This window comes from Micromonospora sp. NPDC048843 (assembly GCF_040649965.1).
GTDB lineage: Bacteria > Actinomycetota > Actinomycetes > Mycobacteriales > Micromonosporaceae > Micromonospora > Micromonospora hortensis.
In genome coordinates, this window is the sequence record NZ_JBEZGJ010000056.1 from 1 (window position 1) to 14,526 (window position 14,526).

The 14,526-nt window shown below is 71.8% G+C and carries 11 protein-coding genes; 10 read left to right on the top strand and 1 reads right to left on the bottom strand.

All coding sequences use genetic code 11. The features are described 5' to 3' along the window. Positions 1-173: 173 nt before the first annotated feature. Positions 174-1,001, bottom strand: coding sequence for an ABC transporter permease (locus AB0C20_RS15555; protein ID WP_357568230.1), 828 nt, complete (start codon positions 999-1,001; stop codon positions 174-176). A 569-nt stretch (positions 1,002-1,570) separates the two neighbouring features. Here AB0C20_RS15555 and AB0C20_RS15560 point away from each other — a divergent pair. The 10 genes from AB0C20_RS15560 to AB0C20_RS15605 all read left to right on the top strand — a co-directional run bounded on the left by AB0C20_RS15560 (position 1,571) and on the right by AB0C20_RS15605 (position 14,522). Beyond that, positions 1,571-1,936 (top strand): nuclear transport factor 2 family protein, encoded by a 366-nt coding sequence (locus AB0C20_RS15560; protein ID WP_357568231.1) that lies wholly within the window; start codon positions 1,571-1,573, stop codon positions 1,934-1,936. A 2-nt stretch (positions 1,937-1,938) separates the two neighbouring features. After that, complete coding sequence (locus AB0C20_RS15565) at positions 1,939-3,069, top strand: branched-chain amino acid aminotransferase (protein ID WP_357568232.1); 1,131 nt, start codon at positions 1,939-1,941, stop codon at positions 3,067-3,069. A 53-nt stretch (positions 3,070-3,122) separates the two neighbouring features. After that, the gene (locus AB0C20_RS15570) at positions 3,123-3,356 is read left to right on the top strand and encodes an MbtH family protein (protein WP_357568233.1); all 234 of its coding nucleotides are present in this window, start codon (positions 3,123-3,125) and stop codon (positions 3,354-3,356) included. Between the two features lie 28 nt (positions 3,357-3,384). Further along, positions 3,385-4,200, top strand: coding sequence for an alpha/beta hydrolase (locus AB0C20_RS15575; RefSeq protein ID WP_357568234.1), 816 nt, complete (start codon positions 3,385-3,387; stop codon positions 4,198-4,200). Continuing rightward, positions 4,200-5,141: a TauD/TfdA family dioxygenase gene (locus AB0C20_RS15580; protein WP_357568235.1), complete on the top strand. Its 942-nt coding sequence runs from the start codon at positions 4,200-4,202 to the stop codon at positions 5,139-5,141. The genes AB0C20_RS15575 and AB0C20_RS15580 overlap by 1 nt, the downstream gene beginning before the upstream one ends. A gap of 14 nt (positions 5,142-5,155) precedes the next feature. Then, positions 5,156-6,907 carry a fatty acyl-AMP ligase gene (locus AB0C20_RS15585; RefSeq protein ID WP_357568236.1) on the top strand — a complete coding sequence of 584 codons (1,752 nt, stop codon included), beginning with the start codon at positions 5,156-5,158 and terminating at the stop codon, positions 6,905-6,907. Then, entirely contained in the window at positions 6,904-8,583 is a 1,680-nt protein-coding gene (locus AB0C20_RS15590) for an acyl-CoA dehydrogenase family protein (protein ID WP_357568237.1), read from the top strand. Before AB0C20_RS15585 ends, AB0C20_RS15590 begins: the two co-directional genes overlap by 4 nt. Continuing rightward, positions 8,580-10,307 (top strand): acyl-CoA dehydrogenase, encoded by a 1,728-nt coding sequence (locus AB0C20_RS15595; RefSeq protein WP_357568238.1) that lies wholly within the window; start codon positions 8,580-8,582, stop codon positions 10,305-10,307. The genes AB0C20_RS15590 and AB0C20_RS15595 overlap by 4 nt, the downstream gene beginning before the upstream one ends. Before the next feature lie 26 nt (positions 10,308-10,333). Next, positions 10,334-10,597 (top strand): acyl carrier protein, encoded by a 264-nt coding sequence (locus tag AB0C20_RS15600; RefSeq protein ID WP_357568239.1) that lies wholly within the window; start codon positions 10,334-10,336, stop codon positions 10,595-10,597. Between the two features lie 76 nt (positions 10,598-10,673). Next, positions 10,674-14,522, top strand: coding sequence for an amino acid adenylation domain-containing protein (locus AB0C20_RS15605; protein WP_357568240.1), 3,849 nt, complete (start codon positions 10,674-10,676; stop codon positions 14,520-14,522). Positions 14,523-14,526 lie beyond the last annotated feature (4 nt).

Here is a 14,526-nt window from a genome sequence, read left to right on the forward strand (position 1 = left end):
CGGTCAACGCTTGTTTGAGTAGTGACTCGGCGTCCTCGCGTTCGATCAAACGCATTGTTTCCTCCATGTCTGAACGACGTATCGCGTCCGTCGAAGACGCTGATCGTCAATAGAGGGCGGCGTCGGTCATGTTACCTCCCGTCATCGGTCGTGGATCTGTCGATGAACTCTGGTCAGGTGACCGGAGGGCGGCGGAACCAGCGTCCGGCGAGCGTCGTCGTGATGGCCAGCAGGAGCAGGCACACCGAGACCGACATCACTACCGACGTACCGACCGGCCAGCCGAGCGCGAGCCGGCGGGTCGCGTCGATCGAGTACGAGAGGGGGTTGACCGCGGTGACCGCCTGCAGCCAGCCGGGCATGAGATACGTCGGAACGAACGCGTTGGACGCGAACATCAACGGGAACACCACGAAGAAGCCGATGCTCTGCATGACCTCGAGGTTGCGCACCCAGGAGGCCAGCGCGAGGAACACCCAGACCAGCGTCCAGATGGTCAGCATCGCCACCGCGTAGGCGGCGGCCACCCCCGCGAACCCGCCGGCCGGGCGGAAGCCGAAGACCAGCAGGGCCGTCACCACCAGCGTCAGTACCTGCGCGGCCGCCCGGGTCACGTCGGCCAGGCTGCGGGCCGTCGGCACCCAGTGCAGACTCACCGGCAGCGCACGCAGGCGGGTCACCAGCCCGTTCTCCATGTCCCGCACGAGCGTCGAACCGGAGGCCACCGCCGGGCCGATGCCGGTGGTCACCATCAGGGCGGGCAGCAGGTAGTCGATGTACGCGACCTGGTGTGGAAACGCGTCGGTGTCCGCCATCGCACCGAACACCTGGGTGAACAGCACCAGCATGATGATCGGCTGGAGTAGGCCGAACAGGGCGACCCGGCGGTTGGTGACCAGCGCGCGCAGGGCGCGTCCAGTCAGCGCGGCGAACTGGACGGCGTGACTGCTGCCGCGCCAGTCCCGGGTCACCAGGGCGGGGGTGCGGACGGCTGTGGACATGGCGTTCCCGCTTTCGTGCAGAGTGGACGCGGTGCCGGCGGGTCTCAACGGTGGGTGAGGGCCTCGGTGCCGCGGTCGGCGAAGGCCGGGTAGACGTCGTTGAGCGTTGGCTCGGTGAACCCGGCCTCTGTGATTTCCGCGGTCGGCTCGTCTGCCGTGCGCACTTACGTCGACCAGATCATGAGTTCACTCATGCCGTGTAATTCGCCCGTGTAGCCGACTCGGATGGGCGCCGAATCCCGCGCTGCGGTCTATCTCCAGCTCAACCCGTAGGCATTCGTTGGTTAGTGTCCGGCGGTGAGCCTAACAAACAATCTTGAACGCGGTCAATGCTGCTCAATCCTTCGGCCCGGATTCTCGGGACGTGCACAACACACCCGATGATGTGCTTAGGGGCTCGACCCCTATGTCATTTCGGGTTGGTAGACAGGGGTTGACCGGGTGCGGGTGTGTTCATATGGTTTCGATGCGGGCCGCAACCCGCAATGCTTGTTCGCGGTGTGGTTGACGCCTACTTTCTGGGTCGCTGGCGGAAAAGACAATTAAGGCCAATTCCATGGGGGACGGCCATGACTGCCGAAAATTCCGATATCGCATCCGTTCTGCGCTACTACGAGGTCGTGGACGCCGACGACGTACCCGCGCTGATCGATCTGTTCGCGCCGGACGCCGTTTATTACCGTCCTGGTTATCCGCCTATGCGCGGGCACGCGGACCTTCGCCGATTTTATGTCGACGAACGAGTCATCGCGGAGGGCCACCATTCGATCGCGAGTGCGGTGGCCGACGGCAACCGGGTCGCGACGCATGGTGAATTCGCCGGCACGCTCAAGGACGGGCAGAAGGTGGAGCTGCGGTTCGCCGACTTCTTCGAGTTGGGTCCGGACGGGCGGTTCGCCCGCCGCGACACCTTCTTCTTCAGCCCGGCGGTGTGACGATGGCGCCCACGACCAGCACCATGCCGGCCACCGGCATCCGGTGGGCAGACCACTCGCTCGCCCTCGCCCAGCGGGCCACCCCAGCCGAGCGCCGGGCCGGAACCGCTGCCCCGGCCTTCGGCACCGCACTCACCGAGCACATGATTTCCGCGCGCTGGTCGCCGGAGCACGGGTGGCACGCCACCGAGATCGTGCCCTACCGCCCGCTGCGGCTTGATCCGGCCACGGTCGCCCTGCACTACGGGCAGTCGGTCTTCGAGGGGCTGAAGGCGTTCCGCCGACCCGACGGTGTGCCCGTGCTGTTCCGCGCCGCCGACCACGGGCGCCGCTTTCAGCGGTCGGCCGCCCGCCTCGCGATGCCAGCGCTGGCCGTCGACGACTTCGTCGCCGCGTTGAGCGCGCTCGTCCGTACCGACGAGGCGTGGGTGCCGTACGAGGAGGCTCGCAGCCTCTACCTGCGCCCGCTGATGTTCGCCGCGGACGCGTCACTGGCCCTGCGCCCGGCGGCCACCTATCGCTTCCTCGTCGTCGCCTTCGTCACCGAGAGCTTTTTCGGCTCCACCGCCGGGCCGGTCTCGGTGTGGGCCGGTCGCGACTACATCCGGGCGGCGCCCGGCGGCACCGGGGACATCAAGTACGGCGGCAACTACGCGCCCACGTATCTGGCCCAGCAGCAGGCCGCCGAGCACGACTGCCAGCAGGTGGTCTGGCTGGACGCGACGGAACGCCGGTGGGTCGAGGAGATGGGCGGGATGAACATCTTCTTCGTCCGCCGCGAAGGCGGCCGGGACGTCCTGACCACCCCGCCGCTGACCGGCACCCTGCTGCCCGGCGTCACCCGCGAGTCGATCCTCACGCTCTCCGCCGGCCTCGGGCTGCCCTGCGCGGAGCGGCCGGTGTCGCTGTCGCAGTGGCGCGACGAGGTCGCGTCGGGCGTGATCACCGAAGCGTTCGCCTGCGGCACCGCCGCGGTGCTCACCCCGATCGGCCGGGTCGTCACCGAGGACGGCGGCTTCGACGCCGGTGCGGGCGAGCCGGGCAAGGTCTGCGGCCGGTTGCGCGACGCCCTGGTCGCGGTGCAGCGCGGCGTCGTCCCCGACCCGTACGGCTGGCGCACCGCGGTCCGCTGACACCGCTCACCCCCGGGCACGGTGCCCGGGGACCACACGGAAGGAACACCACGATGACGAACCCCTTCGAGAACCCGGACGGCACGTACCTGGTCCTCGTGAACGACGAGGGTCAGCACTCGCTGTGGCCGGCGTTCGCCGAGGTTCCCGGCGGCTGGACGGTGGTCCTGCCGGAGACCGACCGGCAGAGCTGCCTCGACTACATCGAGCAGAACTGGACCGACATGCGGCCCAAGAGCCTGATCCGGGCCATGGAGGGCGAGGGCGAGCCGGCCACCGCCGGCTGAACCGGTCGGGGCGGAAGGAGGGAAGACGATGCCGGTCCTGCTCAACGACGGCGTTCGGGTGCACTACGACCGCGCCGGCGACGGCGAGCCCGTGATCCTGGTGATGGGCACCGGAAGCAGCGGCCGGGTCTGGCACCTGCACCAGGTCCCCGCGCTGGTCGGTGCGGGGTTCACCGCGATCACCCCGACCAACCGGGGCGTCGCCCCGAGCCACCTGTGCGACCGCGGCTTCGGCATCACCGACCTGGTCTCCGACCTGGTGCGACTGGTCGAGGAGTTGCGGCTGGGGCCGTGCCGGTTCGTCGGCACCTCGATGGGCTCCTTCGTCGTGCAGGAGCTGGCGCTGGCCCGTCCGGACCTGGTGCGCCAGGCGGTGCTCATCGCCACTCGGGGACGCCTGGACGCGTTCCGCGCCGCCCTCGGCCGCGCCGACCGGGAGCTGTACGACAGTGGCATCGCCCTGCCGGTCCGCTACGACGCGGTGGTCCGCGCCATGCAGAACCTGTCCCCGCGCAGCCTCGACGACGAGCGGGCGATCGCCGACTGGCTCGACGTCTTCGAGTTGAACGGGCTCGGCGGACCCGGCTACCGTGCCCAGCTCGACATCGACCCGTCCGACCGACTCGGTGCGTACGCGCGGATCACCGCGCCCTGCCACGTCATCGCGTTCGCTGACGATCTGGTCACACCGCCGTACCTCGGACGGGAGGTGGCGCGGGCGATTCCCGGCGCGACCTTCGAGGTGCTCCCCGACTGCGGCCACTACGGCTACCTCGAGGATCCCGGCGCGGTGAACAAAAGCATCGTCGAGTTCTTCCGCCTACCGACCCGAAAGGCTCCGTGATGGCCGACCCAAACGACTGGCGACCGCTCGAGGTTCGCCCGGCAGCCGTTGGCGTCGCCGCCACCGCCGACGGACTCGTCGACTACCTGAGCGGTACCGGCGGCCTCGCCGACGAGCTGGTCCGCAACAAGGCGATCGTCCTGCGCGACTTCCACGTCGGCGAGCGGGACCTCGACCGCGTCTTCGACCAGTTGCTGCCGAACCGGCTCGCGTACGTGCACGGCAACTCCCCGCGGACGAAGGTCGGCGAGAACGTCTACACCTCCACCGAGTACCCGCCCGAGCTGACCATCTCGATGCACAACGAGCTCTCGTACGCGCACATGTGGCCCTCCCGTCTGCTGTTCTACTGTGCGGTCGCCCCGGGCACCGGCGGCGCCACCCCGGTGGTCGACGGCCGGCTCTGGCTGACCTCGCTCGACGACGAGGTGCGCGAGCGGTTCGCCCCCGGAGTTCGGTACCAGCAGAACCTGCACGACGGCTACGGCCTCGGTAAGAGCTGGCAGGACACCTTCGAGACGGACAGTCGCGAGCAGGTGGAGAGGTTTCTCGCCGGTACCGAGGCTGAGTGGTCCTGGCGGAACGACGGCACCCTACGGATCAGCCAGCTGCGCCCGTCGTTCGCCCGCCACCCGGTGACCGGTGAGGAGGTCTGGTTCAACCAGTCCGACCAGTGGCACCCGGCCGGGCTCGGCGACGAGACCGCCGCTGAGCTGGCGCAGATCATGCCGCCGGAGGAACTGCCCCAGTCGGTCGCGTTCGCCGACGGCAGCCCCATCCCGGCGGAGTACGCGGTGCAGGTCCGCGACCGCGGTCTGGAGAACGCCGTCGACGTCGACTGGCGGGTCGGGGACCTGCTGCTGACCGACAACGTCCTGGTCGGCCACGGCCGGCGGCCGTTCACCGGCGACCGCCGCGTGCTCGTGGCGATGTCGGACTGAGGAGGAGCGTTCCGATGACGGTGGATCTCACCAGCGCCACCAGCGTGACCGAGGTGATCCGGTGGCACGTCGCCCGGCACCCGGAGCGGCTCGCGGTTGCCCAGGTGACCGACCCGGACGAGCCGGACGGGATCCGGTGGTGGTCCTACGGGCGGCTGGACGAGCAGGCCCGGCGCGTGGCCGCCTGGCTTCAGGAGCGGGGCGCCCGGGGAGACCGCGTGCTGCTGTTCTATCCCAGCGGACACGACTTCGTCGCCGCGTTCCTCGGCTGCCTCTACGCCGGCATGGTCGCGCTGCCCGCACCGATTCCGGGCGCTTACCGGCACGAGCAGCGACGCGCCCGGGCCATCGCCGTGAACTCCGGCGCGAGCATCGTGTGCACCGACTCCGAGAGTCGCGACGCGGTCGCCGGCTGGGCCGCCGATGCCATGACGGGGGTCGAGGTCACCGCCACCGACACGATCGACGCGGATCCCGACCGATGCCGGATCCACCCCGCCGACCGGGACACTCTCGCTCTCCTTCAGTACACCTCCGGGTCCACCGCTGATCCAAAGGGCGTGATGATCGCCCACGGCAACCTGCTCGTGAACGCGGAGGCGGTGCGGACCGGACTCGGTTTGGACGCGGGCACCCGGTTCGGCGGCTGGATCCCGAACTACCACGACATGGGCCTGATGGGTCTGATCACGCCGCCGCTGCTGTACGGCGGCAGCACCGCCCTCATGCGCCCGGCCACTTTCCTGAAACGGCCGCACCTGTGGTTGCGGATGGTGCACCAGCTGGACATCCAGCTCAGCGCGGCACCGAGCTTCGCCTACGACCTGTGTGTCCGGCGGGTCCGCGACGAGCACCTGAACGGCGTCGATCTGAGCGGGTGGCGCTACGCGATCAACGGCTCCGAGCCGGTCGTGGCGAGCGTGCTCGACGCGTTCCGGGAGCGCTTCGCCGGTGTCGGCTTCCGGCCGGAGACGATGCTGCCCTGCTTCGGCATGGCCGAGGCGACGGTGTTCGTCTCCGGAACGGCCAGGCGCGCGACTCGCGTGGACCGCGTCGACGCCGACCGGCTGGCGGCGCACCGGTTCGAGATCGCCTCGGGTACGCGCGGCCGTGACCTGGTCAGCTGCGGGGCGGTGCACGACCTCGACGTCCGGATCGTCGACCCGGACAGCGGCACGGTGCTCGGCGCGAACGAGGTCGGCGAGATCTGGCTGCGCGGCGGCAGCGTGAGCCACGGCTACTGGCAGGAGCCCGCAGCCACCGCCGCCACGTTCGGCCACCGCACCGCCGGCGGCGAGGAGGGCTTCCTGCGTACCGGAGACCTGGGCGTGCTGCACGACGGCGAGCTGTACGTCACCGGCCGGATCAAGGAGACGATGGTCATTCGCGGCCGCAACCTCTACCCGCAGGACATCGAGCACGAGCTGCGCCTCCAGCACCGGGAACTGGACTCCGCCGTCGGCGCGGTCTTCACCGTCCCGTCCGGACCGGCCGGCGACGAGGTGCTGGTCGTCACCCACGAGGTCAAGGGCCGCCTCGACCCCGGTGCGCTCGCCGAGCTGGCGCGCAACATGCGGCAGACCGTCGCCCGCGAGTTCGGCATCCGGGCGGGCGGCGTCGCGCTGCTGCGCCGCGGCAGTGTCCGGCGCACCACCAGCGGCAAGATCCAGCGCTCCGCCATGCGCGATCTCTACCTCCAGCGCGAACTCGGTGCTCTGCACGTCGATCAGGACGAGCACCTTGTTCGCAGCGGTGATGCCCGGTGAGCAGCGTTCTCCTCGGCCCGCCCGGCAGCCGGCACCTCGGCGCCGCGCTGGACCGGCTCACCTCACCCGGGTCCGCCTTCGACCCGGGATGGCTCGCCACCCTCGACGAGCGCGAGGCGTTCCCGGCGGAGGCCTGCGCCGCGCTCGACGGCCTCGGACTGGCCCGGCAGTATGTCCCGGCCGAGCACGGCGGCGACCTCGTCGCGCTGGACGAGCTGTGCGAGGCGGTTCGCGCCGTCGCCCGACACGACCTCACGGTCGCGATCGCGCACGGCAAGACCTTCCTCGGCGCGGTGTCGGTGTGGGTCGCCGGCACTGCGGAGCAGGCCGCCGGGCTGGCCGAGCGGATCGCCGCCGGGGCCGTGGTCTCGTGGGGGCTGACCGAGCGCGGGCACGGCAGCGACCTGCTGGCCGGTGAGCTCTCGGCGACCCGTACGCCGTCCGGGAGTTGGCGGCTGGAGGGCGGGAAGTGGCTGATCAACAACGCCACCCGGGCCGGCCTGATCTGCGTCCTGGCCCGCACCCGGCCGGCCGGCGGCGCCCGCGGCTTCAGCCTCCTTCTCGTCGACAAGGCGGAGCTCCGGCCGGGCAGCTACACGTACACCGACAAGATCCGCACGCACGGCATCCGCGGGGCCGACATCAGCGGCATCACGTTCCACGGCGCCGAGGTGCCCGCGTCCGCACTGGTCGGCGAGGAGGGCGGCGGCGCCGAGACCGTCCTCAAGGCACTGCAATTGACACGTACGGCGTGCGGTGCGCTCAGCCTCGGCGCCGGCGATCACGCACTGGGGCTCGCCCGGACGTTCGCCGCGGGGCGGGAACTCTACGGCCGGCCGCTCGCCGAGCTGCCGTTCGTCCGACGTGAGCTGGCCGACATCGCCGCCGGGCTGCTGCTCGCCGAGGCCACGCTGGTCGTCGGGGCTCGGACCGCACACACCGCCCCGGACGAGCTCAGCGTGGTCTCCGCGATCACCAAGGCGTTCGTCCCCGAGAACGTGCAGCGGGCCGTCGACCGGGCTGCCGAGATCCTCGGCACCCGGGCGTTCCTCACCGACGTGCACGCCCACGGCGCGATGGCCAGACTCGACCGCGACCACCGGATCGTCGCCGTCTTCGACGGCACCACACTGGTCAACCGCAGCGCGCTGATCTCGCAGTTCCCGGCGCTGGCACGCACCCGCCGCGAGCCGGCCGGGGTGCCCGCGGCGGCGCGGCTGGACCAGCCGCTGCCGAAGCTCGACCCGGGCGCGCTCCGGCTGGTGGCCCGGGCCGGCAGCACGGTGGTGCGGGCCCTCCCGGCGGCCGCCGCCGCGGCACCGGACGCGCTCGCCGAGCCAGCCCGCCGGCTCGCCGCGGTGTCCGATGCCCTGCACGCCGACCTGGCCCGCCACCGGCCGGGATCGCGCGACGTACCGGCTGAGGCGTTCGCGCTCGCCGAGCGTTACGAACTGGTCCACGCCGGCGCAGCCGCCCTGCACCTGTGGCTGGCCAATCCCCGCCGCCGGGACGAGCCCCTCTGGCGTGACGGGCTGTGGGCACGGGCCGCTGTGGGCCACGCACTCGCCCGGCTGGGCGCCGGCGGACCCGCCCCCGACACTTGGGACCAGCTGGCCGGTCATCTCCTCGCCGGCGGCCGCCCGGTCTCGCTGCTGCACCGGAAGGAGCCGGAGTGACCACCGCGGACGTGGGCTCCCGCGCAGATCGGCTGGAGCGGCTACTCGGCGACCCGGCCGATGCGGACAACCCGTTCGGCTTCGCCGCCACACTCGCCGCCGACGAGCGCGAGGAGGTCGCCCCGGGCGCCGAGCAGGCCCTGACCGCGTACCGGCTGAACGCCGAGTTTGTGCCGGTCGCCGAGGGCGGCCGGCTGGACCGGGCGGACGAACTGGTCGACGTGATGCGCGTGCTGTACCGCCGGGACCCGGCGCTTGGTTTGGGCTACGGCGCGAGCACGCTGATCGCCGCGACGAACGTGTGGGCCGCGGGCGACGCCGCGCAACGCCGTGCCGCCGCCGGCCTGCTGCTCGCCGGTCGGCGGATCGCGGTGGCCTACCACGAGCTCGCACACGGCAACGACATGGCCGCCACCGAGATGTCCGCCCGCCGCGACGGCGACCGGCTGCTGCTGCACGGCCGCAAGGAGGTCGTCACCAATGTCGCCCGGGCCGACGCGCTGGTGCTGTTCGCCCGCACCGACCCGGCGCCCGGCCGGCGCAGCCACTCACAACTGCTGGTCGACCGGGCCGCCCTGCCCGCCGGCCGCCACCGTGAGCTGCCGCGGTTCCGTAGCGTCGGCATGCGCGGGGTGCAGCTCGGCGGCATCGAGTTTGACGACTGCCCGGTCGACCCGGCCAGCCTGCTCGGGGCGCCGGGGCAGGGGCTGGAAACCGCTATGCGCTCGTTCCAGCTCACCCGCACCGCGCTGCCGGCGATGACGACGGCGGTCCTGGACACCGGGCTGCGGGTCACCCTCGACCACGTGCTGCGCCGGCGGCTGTACGGCCGGACCGCCGCCGACCTGCCGGTGCTGCGCGCCCTGCTGGCTGGTGCCTTCGCCGACCTGCTGCTCTGCGAGGCGATCGCATCGGCCGGGCTGCGCGCGCTGCACCTGCTGCCCGACCAGACCAGCGTCTACGCCGCAGCGGTCAAGTACGCCCTGGCCACCACACTGCTGGACACGATGGGGCAGCTCGCCACGGTGCTCGGCGCCCAGTTCTACCTGCGCGACGGCGAGCACGCGATCTTCCAGAAGCTGGCCCGCGACCTCAAGCCGGTGGCCTTCGGGCACGTGTCGCGGGCGGCCTGCCAGATGACGATCCTGCCTCAGCTGCCGCTGCTCGCCCGGCGTTCCTGGCGGGACGCCGATCCGGCCCTGGACGACGTGTTCCGGCCTGGCGCGGAACTGCCGCCGCTGGACCTCGGCGCGCTGCGGCTCAGCACGAGCGGGCGCGACCGCGTACTGCCGTCGCTGCCGGCTGGGCTGTCCGACCTCGGCTCTGACCCGGAACTGCGCGGCGTACGCGAGCTGGCCGAGCTCTTCGCCGGCCGGTTCCGCCGGCTGACCGGCGAGTGCGCCGCGCTGACCCCCCGTGAGCTGGCCTTCCCGGCCGATGCCACCGCGTACGACCTGACCGGCCACTACGTCACCGTCTTCTCCGCCGCCTGCGGCTTCGGGCTCTGGCGGGACGCCCACCGTCGGGGCGCCGGCTTCCTCGGCGAGCCGCACTGGCTGCACGCCGCCCTCGCCCGCCTCGACGCCGCCGCCGCCGGGCGTCCCGCACCAGTGCTGCCGACCGTCGTCGAACACCACCTGTATGCCGAGCTGCTGCGGCGTCACGAGGCCGGGCTCGGCCTCGGGCTCGTGGACCGGCCGCTGCCGGCCACCCGCCGACCGTGAACCGCGCCTTCCGCAAAGGAGTACCCATGGAGAACGTGCCGGCCCCGGCCAGCGAGCAGTCCCCCGACGAGCTGCGTACCTGGCTGATCGACCGGGTCGCCGTCTACGTCGAGCGCCCCGCGGATGCCATCGACCCGACCGTGCCACTCGGCGAATACGGCCTGGACTCCGTCCTTGCGCTCGCCATGGCCAGCGACATCGAGGACCACTTGAAGATCACGGTCGATGCGACCGTGCTCTGGGACCACCCCACGATCGACGAATTGGCCAGGGTCCTGACCACGCCTTGAAAGCCGACCGCCCGTTCGACCCGAGAGCAGCCAGGCACCGTCAGCCGGTGAGGCCACCGAGAAGGGACGAAACTCGATGCCGGTCCGACCGGACTACCAACAAGGCGCGGTGCAGTGGAACGACGCCGCGGCGCTCACCCGTGCGATGACCCTGCCGGATCTCGTCGAGTCCCAGGCGCGGCGCCGCGGGGACCGCACGGCCGTCGTCGCGGTCGACGGCGAGCTGAGCTACGCGGAGCTGAACGCCCGCGCAAACCGGCTCGCCAGACTGCTGATCACCGAGGGCGCCGGACCGGAGAGCGTCGTCGCCCTGCTGCTGCCCCGGACGCTCGACCTCGTGGTGGCGGTGCTGGCGGTCCTCAAGTCCGGCGCGGCGTACCTGCCACTGGATCCGCGGTATCCCGCCGACCGACTCGACTTCATGCTGCGTGACGCGCGGCCGGTGCTGGTGCTGACCGGTGGCGCCACCGCCGGGGCCGACCCGGCCGTCGGCACTGTGCGGTGCCTCGACGACCCGGCCGTGAAGGCGCGGATCGACGCGTCGGACGCCGCCGACCCGACCGACGCCGACCGACGTGCCCCGCTGCTGCCGGACACGACGGCCTGCCTCGTGTACACATCGGGGTCGACGGGCCTTCCGAAAGGCGTCCTGGAGACCCATGCTGGTCTGGTCAACCGTCTGGCTTGGGGTGCCGCCGAGTTCCCCTACGGCGAGGCCGAGCGGGTCTGTGCCAAGAGTTCGCTGAGCTTCATCGACGGCACGACCGAGCTGCTCGGCCCCCTGGCCCACGGCGTGCTGACGGTGCTCGCCGACACCGCCGCCGACACCGCCGGCCTGGCCGCCCTCATCGCCGCACACCGCATCGGCCGCATCACCGTCGTGCCGAGCCTGCTCGCCGCGATGCTGGAACACGCGGATCCCGCCCAGTTGGCCAGCTGCACCCTGTGGATCAGCAGCGGCGAGCCGCTCACCGTCGCCAACGCCCGCCGGTTCGCCGAGGTCCTGCCGCATGCCCGGCTGCTGAACCTGTACGGAGCCTCGGAGGCGAGCGGGGACAGCCTGTACGCGCTGTGCGGTCCGGGCGACGTGCCGATCGGCCGGCCGATCCGCGACACCCGCGTGTACCTCCTAGACGCGCGGTTGCGGCCGGTGCCACCCGGCTCGGCTGGCGAGATCTACCTCGCCGGAACCGGCCTCGCCCGGGGCTACCTGCGGCGGCCGGGTCTGACCGGTGAGCGGTTCGTGGCCGACGTGTGGGGCGAGCTGGGCAGCCGCATGTACCGCACCGGTGATGTCGCCCGGATCCGCACCGACGGCGCCCTGGAGTTTCTGGGCCGGGTCGACGGCCAGGTCAAGATCCGGGGTTACCGCATCGAACTGGGCGAGATCGAGAACGCGCTGCGCCGGCACCCCGGCGTGTCCCGCGCCGCGGCGGTCGTTCGGCGTACGGCCGACGACCACCCTCAACTCGTCGCGTACGTGGTGCCCGACAAGCGCGCCGCCGACGGCATGGAGGGCGACCCGGGCGCACGGCAGGTCGACGAGTGGCAGGGGGTCTACGACACGCTCTACGCACAGGCCGACGCCGCCGTTTTCGAGGAGCGGTACTCGGGCTGGGTGTCGAGTGACACCGGCGAACCGTTTCCCTTCGAGGACATGCGGCAGTGGCGGAACGCCACCGTACGGCGCATCCGTGAGTTGCGGCCACGCCGGGTGTTGGAGATCGGCGTCGGCAGCGGCCTGCTGCTGTCCCAACTCGCCCCGGACTGCGACGAGTACCTGGGTACCGACCTTTCCCCGGTGGTGATCGACGCACTTCGTCGGCAGACCGTGCAGGTGCCCGGCCTGGCCGACCGGGTACGGCTAGAGGTCCGCGCCGCCGACGACGTCGAAGGGCTGCCGCACGGCACCTTCGACACGGTGGTGCTCAACTCGGTCGTCCAGTACTTCCCCAGCCCGGCCTACCTGATCTCGGTGCTCACCAGGGCTGTCGACCTGCTCGCACCGGGCGGTGCCGCCTTCATAGGCGACATTCGCGGGCTGCGCACCCTGCGGTGCTTCGCCACCGCTGTCGCCCTGCGCCGGGCCGCCCCGGGCACCGACCTCGCCCACCTGCGCCGAACGGTCGAGCAGGCCGTCTCCATGGAGACGGAACTGTTGCTGGACCCGGAGTTCTTCGTCGCCCTCGGCCGTGGGCACACCGATGTCGCTGGGGTGGACGTCCGGCTCAAGCGGGGCGATTACCACAACGAGCTGAGCCGCTACCGCTACGACGCGGTCATCCGTAAGCGGCCGGCGACAGCCGTGCCCGGCGGTGAGCTGCCGATGCTCCGGTGGGGCACGGACGTCGACGACGTCGCCGGGCTGGCCGAGTACCTTCGCGAGGCGGGCCCGCCGGCGCTGCGGGTGTGCGGGGTGCCCAATGCCCGGACGGCGCACGAGGTCACGGCGTGGCGAGAGTTCGAGGCCGGCCGGCCGGCGGCCGCCCTGGCCGCCCTGGCCGCCCTGGACGGCCCGGACGGCGGCGCGGTGGACCCCGAGTCGATGTGCCGGTTGGGCGAGCAGCAGGGCTACGACGCGGCCCTGACCTGGTCGGACGCCGACCCGCTGGGTGCTGTGGACATCGCCTTCGTGACCGGTGCGGCAGCCCTCGACCTGACCCCGGTCGGGCCGGTGCGGAGCGACCCGGCGGCGTACGCCAACGACCCCTCCGGGGCGGACCTCGGGGCCTTCGTCCAGTCGCTGCGGGCCGACCTGCGGCAGTGGCTGCCCGAGCAGATGGTGCCGTCGGCGATCGTGCCGCTCCAGCAGTTCCCGCTGACTCCCAACGGGAAGCTGGACCGGGCGAAGCTGCCGGCGCCGGACCTGACCACGCACCGGCGGGGCAGGCCGCCGACCGGGCCGCGCGAGGAGGTGCTGTGTGGGATCTTCGCCGAGGTTCTCGGGCTCTCCCAGGTCGGTCCCGACGACAACTTCTTCGAACTCGGCGGACACTCGCTGCTGGCCATGCGGTTGGCCCAGCGGGCGAGCCGGGCCTTCGGGGCCGACGTGTCCGGCAATGCCTTGTTCGACGCGCCCACCCCGGCCGGGTTGCTGGCGCGGCTCGACTCCACCGGCGCCGACGTCGCCGCCGGCACCGCCTTCGACGTCCTGCTACCCCTGCGCCGCGGCGGGACCGGCACGCCACTGTTCTGCGTCCATCCCGTCGGGGGCCTGAGCTGGAGCTACGCGCCTCTGCTCCGGTACCTGGGCCCGGTGCCGGTCCACGGGCTCCAGAGTCGCCGGTTCACCGACCCGGAGGACCGGCCGAAGTCGGTGGTTGCGATGGCGGAGGACTACCTCGCCGAGATCCGCGCGGTGCAGCCGCACGGCCCGTACCGGCTCCTCGGATGGTCGTTCGGCGGCATGGTGGCTCAGGCCATTGCGACCCTGCTCCAGGGCGCGGGGGAGCAGGTGTCCGTCCTGGCGCTCCTCGACGCCGCGGTGTCGGAGGAGCGGCCGCAGGGCCGATCGAGCGAGCAGGAGATGCTCCGCGCACTGCTGGAACTGGCCGGGCTGGGCGGCCAGGCCGCGGGGACACGGCTCAACCGGGAGTCGGTGCTCACCGTGCTTCGCGAGCAGGACAGCGCACTGGCCGGCCTGGACGAGCCCACGATGCGCGTGGTGACAGAGGTGATCGAGCACCATATCGAGCTGGCCCGGCGGCACGAGCCCGACGTCTACGACGGTGACCTGCTGTTCTTCACCGCCGCAGCCGACGGCCCGGACTCCGTGCGCCGCAGCCGGCAGTGGGAGGCCTACGTGTCCGGCCGGCTCCTGCGGCACGACGTCGACTGCTCCCACCACGGCTTCGCGCAGTCGAGACCGCTGGCGCAGGTGGCCGACACGCTCACCATGTACCTCGCCTCCCGGCAGAAGGGTTGACATC